Below are 11,259 nucleotides of genomic sequence, written 5' to 3' on the forward strand. Positions count from 1 at the left end.
AGGGGCGGGGCCTCAAGCGGCTGCGGCGAGGCCGAGATAGGCCAGCAGCGTCGCACCGATCGCCACGCCCATCGGAAAACGCTTGCCCGAATGCCAGCTTGTCCAGTCCGGCCAGAGGCGCGGACCGAAGCTGTGCCGGGCGATGCGATGCAGCAGCCAGGCGATCAGCACCATCGCGGCATAGAGCATGGCCACGGTCCCCAGATCGGCGACGGCGACAAAGGGGGCGGCCGCAGCGGCGAGCTTGGCATCCCCCGCTCCGATGAGGCCGAGGAAGTAGAGCAGCATCCCGATGAGCAGCACCACGACGAGATTCAGCCAGCGCCAGGCCCAGGCCGAGAGCGACCACAGATCCAGGGCCCAGAGCGCGAGGCCGCCGAGCCCGAACAGCGCGCAGAGCAGGACCGAGGCGCGGTTGGGGATGCGCATCCGGCTCAGATCGGTGAAGGCGACCCAGAGCATGACCGGCAGCGAGCCGATCAGGAACAGCAGGGCAACAGGCTGGGGCGTGGCGAACATCGCAGGCTCTCAGGCTCCGCTCTCGAGCGCCTCGAGGGCTCTTGCGGCTTCCTCGAAATGACGCGGATGGGTGTCCACGGCTTCGCGCAGAAGGCCCCCGGCCGATCATGACATCGTTCTGCTTGATGGCCGTCAGCGCCAGCGTGTAGAGGAGCTGGGCCCGCTCCTCCTGCGTCATCGGGACGACGGGCAGGCTGTAGTTGCGCTGGGCGCCGCGCGCCATGACGAGGTTGTTCTTGGCCGTGAACATCTGCGGATCATGGCGCAGCGCCTCGATGAACAGCCGCTCGGCCGCGGCATAGTCCCCGCGCGACAGCTTGGAAAAGCCCCAGTTGTTGAGCACGCCGGCCGGGGTTGTGGTCAGGCCGGCGGCGATCTCGTAGAAGCTGTCGGCGCGGGCCCAGTCCTCGGCGGCATCGGCGACCATCGCCTCGAGCCGGTAGCGTTCATAGGTCTCGTAGGTGGGAGGGATGGCGTTCAGCGTCGCCCTTGCGCCGTCCCAGTCGTCGGCCCGGATCCGCGCGCCGGCCAGCTCGACATGGTCGCTCCAGTCCGCTTCGGGATGGGCCACCACCTGCTCCCAGGCGGCGACGGCCTCGGTCGTCCGTCCCGCGCGCACCAGCGACTTGGCCAGTCCCCGGCGCGGCCCGATGGCCGAAGGATCCTCGGCGGCCTTGCGGGTGAAGAAGGCAATGGCCTCGGCCGGATCGGCGACGGTCATCATCACCTCCGACAGGCCGGCATCCTCGATAGCGTCGAGGTCCTGCAGGGCGCGCCGCACTTCGGCTTCGCCGGACCGTCCTGCACAGGCCGCAAGCAGGACCAGCCCGGTCAGGGCGACAACCGCAGGCCCGACGCGGCCCGCCATGGGAAAGGGATGGCGCATGACTGCCCCTCGATGGCCTCACAGCGGCTCCTCGACGAGGGGACGGCTTTCCAGGCCCCAGCCGATGAGCTGGACCTCTTCGGTCTCGTTGATGCCTGTATAGGCCGGATCCTCCATCCGTGCGAGGGCGAGGCGCAGATTGTCGCGGATCGTGTCGCTGCTGCCGCTGTCGAGGGCAAAGGCCCGCCGGAAGGCTTCCGAAGCCTCGCCATATTCTCCCTTTTCCATGAGCACGACACCGAGATTGTTCCAGGCGGGGACGAAGTCCGGGTCCTTCCTGACGGCCAGCCGCAGCCATCGCTCGGCCTGTCCGAGGCGCCCCAGATGCAGATCGGCACTGCCGATTCCGGCGAGAACGTCGGCGGTCAGCCCATCCCGGGTGGCGGCCAGCAGATAGGCATCGCGGGCGCTCTCGAATTCGCCGGCTGCCATCAGCCGGTGCCCGTTCTCGAGGGGGGCGATGTCAGAATCCCGCGGGCTGCGGCCGGGCTCGGCACAGCCTGCTGCCGCAAGGCTCAGCGCCAGACCCGCGAGTGCCCCCCATGATCTCAAGGAATGCCTCCGCCTGCGCCTGCCACACCGCCGCCAAGGGTGACGTAGATCTCGTAGATCGACGGCCCGATCAGGATGAGCAGCAGCGGCGGCACCGTCAACATCATGGTGGCCAGCGTCATCTTGGTGGGCAGGGTATTGGCCTTCTCTTCGGCCCGCATCACGCGCTTGTCGCGCATCTCGGAGGCATAGACGCGCAGGGCCTCGGCGATCGAGGTGCCGAACTGCTGGCTCTGGATGAGGACGGTAACGAAGCTGGCCACATCGGGGACACCGCAGCGTTCGGACAGGTCGCGCAGCACCAGCGTCTTGTCCTTGCCGGCCTTCAGCTCCCAGGAGACCAGCTCGTATTCGTCGGCCAGATCCGGAAAACCCGAGCGCAGTTCCCTGGCCACGCGGACGATGGACTGATCGAGCGACTGGCCGGCCTCCACGCAGACCAGCATCATGTCGAGGCTGTCGGGAAAGGCGTTGGTGATGGCTTCCTTGCGCAGGGCCTGCCGCCGCGTGACCCAGTATCGGGGCGCCATGTAGCCGATGGCGGCCGGCAGGATCGTGTAGAGGATGAGGGAGCGGGTGCTCAGCCCGGTTTCCGAGGCGAAGGCAGTATAGAGCGCATAGAGCAACCCCAGGACCAGCAGGCCCAGTCCCAGCGCGAACTGCATGAAGTGGTAGATGCGCACCGCATTATGAGTGCGGTATCCGGCCTGGAGCAGCTTGAGGCGGACGGCGGAATATTCCTTCTCGTTCTGCGGTTCGAGGAAGCTGGAATAGCGCTCGAGCTTGTCCTTGCCCTGGGAACGGCGCAGACGTTCCTGTTTCTCCTGCGCCAGCGTGATGTCGCGCTGGCGCTCGCGCAGGCGCTCGAGAGGGTCCTTGGGCCGGGTCAGCAGGGCAGGCAGGGCGAGCAGGACCATCGCCACACCCAGCATCCCCACCGCCATGAGGGGGCCGAAGGGGCCGAACAGGCTGACGAGCCAGGCGTTGACCGGTTCCAGAAAGGGCATGGCTCAGACCTTGATGTTCACGAGGGCACGCATGACGAAGATGTTGGCGACAAGGAAGGCCGCCACGACCAGGCAGGCGGGCACGAAGACGGCCGTCTCCCGCACCTTGTCGTAATAGTTGGGTTCGGCCATGTTGATGCCGACAAGCGCCACCAGCGGAAAACCCGACAGGAAGGTGCCGGACCATTTCGCCTCTGCCGTGATGGCCTTGACCCGGCGAAAGAGCTTGAACCGCGCCCGGATCACCTTGGCCAGCCCGTCCAGGATCTCCGCCAGGTTGCCGCCCGCGGTCTGCTGGATCGTCACGGCCATGGCGAGGAAGCGCAGATCCTGCATGTCGAGGCGATCGGCCATGGCCTTGAGGGCCTCGCCCATGTCGCGGCCATAGGCGGCTTCGTCGGCGATCATCCCCATCTCGCTGCCCAGCGGGTCGGGCACTTCCCGGGCGACGATCTGGATGGCCGAGGAGAAGGGATGCCCCACCCGGAGCGAGCGGACCATCAGCTCCACGGCCTCGGGCAGCTGCTCCTCGATCAGGCCGATGCGCTTGCGGGCCTTCCTGTCGATCCAGACATAGACGCCGCCCACGCCCATGGCGACGGCGACGGCGGCGCGCACCGGCGCCTGGCCCCCGTGCCCAGTGTCAGCGCCAGAAAGGCCAGCACCGTCAGCCCGGCCATCACCATCACGAGCTGGACGGGCGAGAAGGCGATGTTGGCCTTCTGGGCCTTGCTCGCGAGCAGGGCATAGAGCGGGATCGACTGCGACCTCATGTGCTGGGTCATCTCCTTGCGGAGCTGCTCGAGCACCTTCTCGCGGCTTTCGCCCTTCTCCAGCAGGGCCAGGCGGCGGTTGACGCGGCCGTTCATGCTGATCGACTTGCCGAACACCGTCAGATAGAGGCCGTTCACCAGCACGATGACCGAGACGAAGACCAGGCCGTAGATGATCGGTTCGACAGAGAGTCCCATGATCGGGGTCCTTTCGGGTCAGCCGCGGAACGGTTCGTAGATCGAGGCGGGCAGGTCGTAGCCCCACAGGCGGAACCGTTCGCTGTAATGCGAGCGCACGCCGGTCGCCGTGAAATGGCCGATGATCTTGCCTTCGGGGGTGAGGCCCACGCGCTGGAAGCGGAAGATCTCCTGCATGGAGATGACATCCCCCTCCATGCCCGTGATTTCGGTGATCGAGGTCATCCGGCGCGAGCCGTCCTGAAGGCGGCTGGCCTGCACGATGAGATTGACCGCCGAGGCGATCTGAGAGCGGACGGCCTTGATCGGCATCTCGATGCCGGCCATCGCGATCATGTTCTCGAGACGGGCGATGCCGTCGCGGGGGCTGTTGGCGTGGATCGTGGTCATCGATCCGTCATGGCCGGTATTCATGGCCTGCAGCATGTCGATGACCTCCTCGCCGCGCGTCTCGCCGACGATGATGCGGTCGGGGCGCATCCGCAGCGCGTTGCGCAGACAGTCGCGCGGGGTCACGGCCCCCTTGCCCTCGACATTCGGAGGGCGGCTTTCCATCCGGCCCACATGGGTCTGCTGGAGCTGGAGCTCGGCCGTATCCTCGATGGTCAGGATGCGTTCGTTGTTGTCGATGAAGGCCGAGAGGGCATTGAGTGTCGTCGTCTTGCCCGATCCGGTCCCGCCCGAGACGATGATGTTGAGCCGCGTGGAGACGGCGGCCTGCAGATAGGCGGCCATCTCCTCGGTCAGGGCGCCAAAGCGCACCAGGTCGTCGATCGAGAGCTTGTCCTTGCGGAACTTGCGGATGGAGACCAGGCTTCCGTCAACCGCGACAGGGGGCACCATGGCATTGAAGCGCGACCCGTCGGGCAGGCGGGCATCGACATAGGGGTTGGATTCGTCCACCCGCCGGCCCACCGCCGAGACGATCTTGTCGATGATGCGCAGCAGATGCTTCTCGTCCCGGAAGGTGACATCGGTCAGCTGAAGCTTGCCGCCCCGTTCGACAAAGATCTGGTGCGGACCGTTCACGAGGATGTCGGTGACGGTGTCGTCCTTCAGCAGGGCCTCGAGGGGGCCAAGACCCCGCACCTCGTCATAGAGATCCTGATTGAGCTGCTGACGCTCCTCGCGGTTGAGCACGACACCCATCTGCTCGAGATTCTCCGAGGCGATGGCCTGGATCTCGGCGCGCAGCTCGGCCTCGCTCGCCTTCTCGAGCGCAGCCAGGTTGAGGGTATCGAGAAGCACCTTGTGCAGTTCGAGCTTGATCTCGGCCAGACGTTCCTTGCGCTTCTTCTCCTTGTCCGCAGGGGCGGATTCGGCCGGTCTGGGCGGGGCAGGCCGCAGCAGCGGCTTGGCAGCAGGCGCGGCTGCGGCAGGGGCGACGGGACGTGCGGCGGCCGCAGGGATCGGACGGGCAGCCTCGGACTTGCGGAACTTGGCGAACATCGGCATGGCCTCGGCAGGATCGTCGGAAATGCGTCGGTGGGGGGTCTGCGCTCCGGTCCGGACAGGGCCGGGATCGGGCAGGGGAATCAGGCGCGGGCGCGGGCCTTCTGGGGCACCTCTCCCAGATTGATGTCGTGGATGGATTTCGCGAGCTTGGCGATCTCCTTGCGCAGCGGGTTCTTCGGCGCGCTTTCGGACAGGGGCAGGCCCTGGTCGCAGGCCTGGGTCACCGGGCGCCCGCCATCGGGCAGCTGCACCTCGATCGAGATGCCGAGCGAATCCGCCAGCCGCCTGACACGCCCCCGGCCGTGAGATCGGCAAAGCCCGGCGCGCGATTGAGCACGAAGCGGAACTTCTGGAGCGGGAGGCCTTCGGACTGAAGCGTGCGCTTGAAACGCAGCGTGTTCTGTGCCGAGCGCATGTCGAGCTCGAGCGTGGCAAAGCACAGATGCGCCGCGTTCAGGACCGTCTCGCCCCAGTCGGCCATGGCCGGGGGCATGTCGATCACGACATAGTCGAAATTGGTGCGCGCCGTCTCGATCAGGCGCTCCACGTCGGGCGGGCCGATCAGATCCAGCGGCACCAGATCGAGCGGCGCCGTCAGCACATGGAGCTTCTGGTTGAAGCTCAGCAGCGCCTGCATGAAGGTGTCGCTGTCCATCGCTTCGGTGTCCGAAAGCAGCTCGAGCACCGCCTCGCGCCGGGGCAGGTCGAGATAGGTCGCGACCGATCCGGTCTGCAGCCCGAGATCGATCAGGCAGACCCGGGGCGCCACTTCCTGATCGAGGATCGCCAGCTCCCAGGCCAGGTTGACGGCCAGCGTCGTGGCACCGGTGCCGCCGGCCATGGCATAGACCGGGATCACCACGCCGGAGCGGTCGCCCGTGGCCTTGAGCGTGTTGCGCATCTGGGCGGGGATCTCGGGCGGGGGCGGGGCCGTCATGCGCTCGATCGCCCGGGCCAGCTCGCCTTCAGGCAGGGGATAGGGCACGAATTCGTCGCCCCCCTCGCGCAGGAGCTGATGAAGGCTGGCGGGGGTCACGTCCTCGGTGATCAGGATGACCTTGATCCCCTTCGCCTTGGCGGCGCGGATCACGTCAATCACCAGGCCCAGATCGGCCTCGTCCTCCGAATCGAGCGCGATGGCGACGAAGCGGAGCGAGTCGGCCTCGGGCTGTTCGAGAAAGGCCAGCGCGTCGGCAAAGCCGAGATCGCCCCAGCGTTCGCCCAGTGCGGCCTCCATGTCCTCGATCAGCAGTTCGAAATGCTGCACGTCGCGGCTGATGGTGCAGGCAATGACGGGGGCCGGTGTGGCGGGCTCGGGTTGCAGGCGTGCACTCATGGCTCTGTTGCCTCTCGTCCTTCCGGCGGGTCATCCCGGCGAGGGGGCCCGCAGCATCCAGTGATTGCTTCCGATGGCGGCAGGATTGGGGCCGGATTTCTGTCTTTGTAGGGAGCCGGGAGATGATCGGCCGGATTCGCGATGCCGATGCAGGGAAACGGAAACGGGGCGGCCCCGGGCCGCCCCGCCTGCGCTGATCCTGTCCTGCCCCCTCTAGGGCTGTGTGCCCGCCACCTCGGTGGCAGGGGCGACGATGTCGCTGGTCGTCGGCACGGCCGCGTTCACATATTCCCGGAACACAATTTCGGCATATTTGCCGTTGAGCACATTGGGGTGCCCCTGCACGAAGCCGCTCACCGCCGTCACGGTGCGCCGGTTGGCCCGCTCCGGTCCGGGGGTGGGCACCAGAGGCTGGGTCTCTCCCTGCGACACGAGGGCCTGAAGCCGCGATGCATCCACGCCCCGGGACACGAGATAGGCCACCGCGGCCCGTGCCCGGCGCAGGCCGAGATCATGGTTGTAGGCTTCCGAACCCACGGCATCGGTATGGCCGTAGACGGCAAAGCGCACTTCGGGGAACTGCCGGATCCAGGCGGCCTGGGCATCGAGAACCCGCCGCGCCTCGGCATCCAGAACGGCCGAATCGAAGGCGAAGTTGATCGTTGTCGGGACCTCGGCGGCGAAGCGCTGCCCGAGGCTGATCGCATGCGCGCGTTGGCCGGACTGGATGAGGACGTTGTTCATCGTGGCGTTGCCGAAGCCGCCGTAATCGACGGGGGCACCCGCCTCGCCCAGGAAGGCGGAGCGCGAAGGGTCCGTGGCGCAGCCGGCAAGCAGGATCAGCGCCGCGAAGGGAAGGAACAGGAACCGGGCCACCGCGTCTCTCCCTCAGTCCAGGACATAGCCATAGGGGCCGGAGAAGTCCTGCCGGGCGACTTCGGCCGCGGCGCCCGTGCTGGGCGCGCCGGAGGCGGCGACCCGCCCGAACAGGAACAGGTCGCGCTCGGTCGGCGGGCGGACCCGGTCGGTCGGCAGGGCCAGGGCTTCGCCCCGGGTGGGGGTCACCAGATGGGCCGTGATGATGATCACGAGTTCGGTCTGCTGACGCTGATATTCGGCCGATCGGAACAGCGCCCCCAGGACCGGCACATCGCCCAGCCATGGCACCTGTCCGTTGAGCGTGCGGAAGTCGTCCTGCAGGAGCCCGGCGATGGCGAAGCTCTCTCCGTCGCGCAGCTCCACGGTGGTGGAGGTCTGGCGTGTGCGGAAGGCGTTGATGGCAAAGCCATCGACCGAGATGCCCCCGCTGGGGTCGATGGAGGAGACCGAGGCCTCGAGCTCGAGATTGATCAGATCCCCGTCCACGACCCGCGGCACGAAGGCGAGCTGGACGCCGAAGGGCTTGTATTCGACGCTGACCGATCCGTCCTGACGCACCGGCACGGGATATTCCCCGCCGGCGAGGAAGGTGGCCTCCTGCCCCGAGAGGGCGGTCAGGTTCGGCTCGGCCAGGGTGCGCACGACACCCCGCGATTCCAGCGCCTCGAGCAGCAGGCCAACCTCGATTCCCCCGGCGTTGAAGCCGAACAGGACCGCCCCGTTGTTCGCGTTCGAGGCCGGGATGCTGCCGGTGAAGGCGTTGTTCACCGCCCCCGAGGTGTTGAGCGTGTTGGTCCCCCCCGCAAGGCCCAGATCCCCGCCCAGCCCGATTCCCTGCATCGCCAGCGAGGAGGACAGCGATTTGGAGACCGAGCGGTTCATCTCGGCGAATCGGACGCGCAGCATCACCTGCTGGGTGCCGCCGACGGTCATCAGGTTGGAGACGCGGTCCGGCGCATAGCGTTGGGCCAGTTCCAAGGCGCGGTCCAGGGCGGCGATCGAGGAGACCGTCCCCGACAGGACGATGCCGTCATTGGCGGTGCGCACCTCGATGGGTTCGCCGGGCAGGATCTGCTCGAGGCGCTCCTTGAACTCGGCGATGTCGGGGGTGACGCGGACCTCGACATTGGCGATCAGGCGCCCTTCGGCGCCCAGGAGCGTCAGCGTCGTGCGGCCGGGTTCCTTGCCCAGCACATAGATGGTGCGGTCCGACAGGGACGAGATGTCGGCGATACCCGGGTTGGCGATCGATAGTTCGGTGAAGGGCACGTCGGATTCGACGACCACGGCGCGGTTCATCGGCACGTTCAGGGGGGCCGTGACGCTGCCCGACAGCACGGTGAGCGTCTGCGCGCCCGCCGTTTCCGGGAGGGCCGCTATGGCGAAGGACAGTCCGAGGAGGACCGTCCGAAGGAACCGGAAACTGCTCATGCCCTGCCTCTGGATGAGGGTTCCGGGCTTTGCCCCCGCCGGGCTGCCCGCGCTTTTGGGTTCACCTTGTGGTGTCTGGGGCGGGCCTGTCCAGCACTGCCTGTATGGCGGTCCTGTCTGCCCGGTCCGCTGTTGAGGGGCGGCCACAGGGCGGGCCCGACCGGTGTCAGTTCGTGGGGCAGTCCACCGGGGTCTCGATGACCTCCGAGCCGCGCCGCATCCGCACCGTGCAGATCCGGGGAGCGGGGGGCGGCTCCTCGGTCGCGGGCGGTTCGGCCTCCGCCTGGATGCCCAGAAGGGCCATGCGGTCCACTTCCACCGCACTGGCCACCGATCCGTCGCCCTGCCCGACAAGCGACAGCGCCAGTGATCCGGTGCTCTGGGCCAGGGCGAGCTTGGCCACCTGCTGGGGCGACGCCTCGACCGTTACGGTCCGCGGCACGATGGTCGCATCGATATTGGCGTCCGCCGTCTGGTCGATCGCCACCAGACGCAGTCCGGATTCGATGAGCTGCGTGACCTGGCCGCGCTCGGGCGCCTCGCCGGTCCAGTAGACATCCACGCGGTCGCCCGGCCGCAGGAAACCCGCCACGCCCGAGGCCACGTCCACGCTGATCGCGAAGGCGCGCATGCCCGGCGACAGGCGGGCGGTCAGGCCCGCATCCTCGCCCGGAGCGGTGACCTTGACGGCCAGGATCGGCTCGTTCGGTTCCATCTGGCGGAGCACGGCGCGCTGCACCTCCGGCCCCTGGGGAAACAGCTCCTCGAGGGTGAGGAAGACGCCCTCGGGCAGGAAATCCTCCGCATAGCGGACATAGACGAGATCGTCCGGCGTGATCCGTTCTCCGTAATGGAGCGTACGCTTGGCGGCGAGCACATTGACCGTGTGGACCATGGTCGCCTGCTGCGCGGCCAGCTGGGCGGCCTGGGCCTCGAAATGGTTCCGCACCATGTAGACGGCCGTCCCCGCGAGGCCGAGCCCGGCCACCAGCACCAGTCCGAACAGGCTTCTCATCAGGATCGCTCCTCAGCTTGGATGGGCGGGCGGGCCGGAGGGCCTCACTCCCAGGAGATCGTGGGCACCGCGGCGCTCGACAGGCGGTCGCCCGCGCCGGTGGCGGTCGCGTTCGCGCCCGCCGTGATCGTGCTCGCCACGACGACCCCGAAGATCAGGAGGCCGCCGGTCAGGACGACCCAGTCCACGGTCACGGCCCCCCCCTCGTCGCGGCGGAAACGGTTCCAGAGATTCCATGCCATCGGTGTGCTCCTGCTGGGCGGCGCGCTGATCCCCACGGGGACCAGCCTTGGGCGGGGAATGTGGCGCCAGTAGGCCGGATTTGGCGCGAGGGAAAGGAATTGGCCGGCGGCTCCGCGCCGGGGGGCGCAAGGCGAAGGGGCCGCGCCCTCCCGGGCGCGGCCCCATGGCCGGAGCGGCGACGCTGAAATCAGCTGCCGGTGCCGCCGAAGCTGATCGTCGGAACCGCGTTGTCGAGTTCCCCAGCGATGTTCGTAGCCATCGTGGTCGCGCCGGTGCGGACCGAGGCCAGGACGGCGATGCCGAGGCCGACGATGGCGGCGGTCAGCACCACCCAGTCCACCGTGACGGCACCGTCTTCGTCGGCGCGGAAGGTCTTGATGAAGTTCAGCATGGGAAGTCTCCTCAGGGTTTGCTCTCTCTCACCGCGCCGGATCGTCTCGGGCCGGCCTCTTGTTTGGCCCGATCCCCGTCGTCGATGGCCTCATATGGCCTCTTGATTCGGGCGGGATTAGGGCGGGTTTCGTGCATTTTCACGTGGCTTCACGGGGCTTTAACCCCTGCCGCCCCGCCGCCCGGTTCCTTCGTCAACCCCTTGATTCCTCAGTCTTGAATCATCTTTGCGTGACCTGCTTTCCCCAATCCTGTCCCGGAAATGGACGGCGCCGGCCGGAATCGCTGGGCCGAATCGCCCGCCGGGGGCAGGATGCCGGGCCAGGGCAGATCCCGTCCGCACAAGGGGCAGGAGCATGAGCGGAATCGCGAAACGCGTGGGCAGGCATGCCGCGGCCCTCGCCGTCGCTCTGACGGGGTTCGGGCTCGCGGGGCTGGCAGCGGGGGGGCCTGCATCGGCAGAGGGCTTCACCTTCCGGCGCGTGGGCGTGCCGGCTCCCGGATCGACCAACCGGATCACCGTGCAGATCGACCCGATCGGGCGCCCCTCGGCGGCGCTGCCGCCGCCGCCCGCG

9 protein-coding genes and 4 pseudogenes are annotated in these 11,259 nt (G+C 67.8%); 1 reads left to right on the forward strand and 12 read right to left on the reverse strand.

Annotated elements, in window-relative coordinates; genetic code table 11:
• Nucleotides 1-12: 12 nt before the first annotated feature.
• From RUTHE_RS01855 to RUTHE_RS01905, 12 genes and pseudogenes are all read right to left on the reverse strand, one after another.
• A complete protein-coding gene (locus tag RUTHE_RS01855; RefSeq protein ID WP_021096539.1) occupies nucleotides 13-519 on the reverse strand; it encodes a prepilin peptidase in 507 nt (168 codons plus the stop codon).
• Nucleotides 520-528: 9 nt separating this feature from the next.
• Nucleotides 529-1,405, reverse strand: a pseudogene (locus tag RUTHE_RS17295) (tetratricopeptide repeat protein).
• An 18-nt stretch (nucleotides 1,406-1,423) separates the two neighbouring features.
• A complete protein-coding gene (locus RUTHE_RS01860; RefSeq protein ID WP_245542178.1) occupies nucleotides 1,424-1,957 on the reverse strand; it encodes a tetratricopeptide repeat protein in 534 nt (177 codons plus the stop codon).
• Nucleotides 1,954-2,964 carry a type II secretion system F family protein gene (locus RUTHE_RS01865; protein ID WP_021096540.1) on the reverse strand — a complete coding sequence of 337 codons (1,011 nt, stop codon included), beginning with the start codon at nucleotides 2,962-2,964 and terminating at the stop codon, nucleotides 1,954-1,956. The genes RUTHE_RS01860 and RUTHE_RS01865 overlap by 4 nt, the downstream gene beginning before the upstream one ends.
• Nucleotides 2,965-2,967: 3 nt before the next feature.
• A pseudogene (locus RUTHE_RS01870) lies at nucleotides 2,968-3,935 on the reverse strand (type II secretion system F family protein).
• Nucleotides 3,936-3,953: 18 nt separating this feature from the next.
• A complete protein-coding gene (locus RUTHE_RS01875) occupies nucleotides 3,954-5,384 on the reverse strand; it encodes a TadA family conjugal transfer-associated ATPase (protein ID WP_021096543.1) in 1,431 nt (476 codons plus the stop codon).
• An 86-nt stretch (nucleotides 5,385-5,470) separates the two neighbouring features.
• A pseudogene (locus RUTHE_RS01880) lies at nucleotides 5,471-6,726 on the reverse strand (CpaE/TadZ family protein).
• A 213-nt stretch (nucleotides 6,727-6,939) separates the two neighbouring features.
• Complete coding sequence (locus RUTHE_RS01885; RefSeq protein ID WP_021096546.1) at nucleotides 6,940-7,602, reverse strand: OmpA family protein; 663 nt, start codon at nucleotides 7,600-7,602, stop codon at nucleotides 6,940-6,942.
• A gap of 12 nt (nucleotides 7,603-7,614) precedes the next feature.
• A complete protein-coding gene (locus RUTHE_RS01890; RefSeq protein WP_021096547.1) occupies nucleotides 7,615-9,036 on the reverse strand; it encodes a type II and III secretion system protein family protein in 1,422 nt (473 codons plus the stop codon).
• Nucleotides 9,037-9,202: 166 nt separating this feature from the next.
• Nucleotides 9,203-10,051, reverse strand: coding sequence for a Flp pilus assembly protein CpaB (cpaB, locus tag RUTHE_RS01895; RefSeq protein ID WP_021096548.1), 849 nt, complete (start codon nucleotides 10,049-10,051; stop codon nucleotides 9,203-9,205).
• A 44-nt stretch (nucleotides 10,052-10,095) separates the two neighbouring features.
• Nucleotides 10,096-10,293, reverse strand: a complete 198-nt coding sequence (locus RUTHE_RS01900) for a hypothetical protein (RefSeq protein ID WP_021096549.1) — start codon at nucleotides 10,291-10,293, stop codon at nucleotides 10,096-10,098.
• A gap of 188 nt (nucleotides 10,294-10,481) precedes the next feature.
• Nucleotides 10,482-10,685 (reverse strand): Flp family type IVb pilin, encoded by a 204-nt coding sequence (locus RUTHE_RS01905; RefSeq protein WP_021096550.1) that lies wholly within the window; start codon nucleotides 10,683-10,685, stop codon nucleotides 10,482-10,484.
• A gap of 355 nt (nucleotides 10,686-11,040) precedes the next feature.
• On the opposite strand from RUTHE_RS01905, the pseudogene RUTHE_RS16600 reads away from it, so the two are divergent.
• Nucleotides 11,041-11,259: pseudogene (locus RUTHE_RS16600) on the forward strand (hypothetical protein); the annotation flags it as partial.

Source organism: Rubellimicrobium thermophilum DSM 16684 (assembly GCF_000442315.1).
Classification (GTDB): domain Bacteria; phylum Pseudomonadota; class Alphaproteobacteria; order Rhodobacterales; family Rhodobacteraceae; genus Rubellimicrobium; species Rubellimicrobium thermophilum.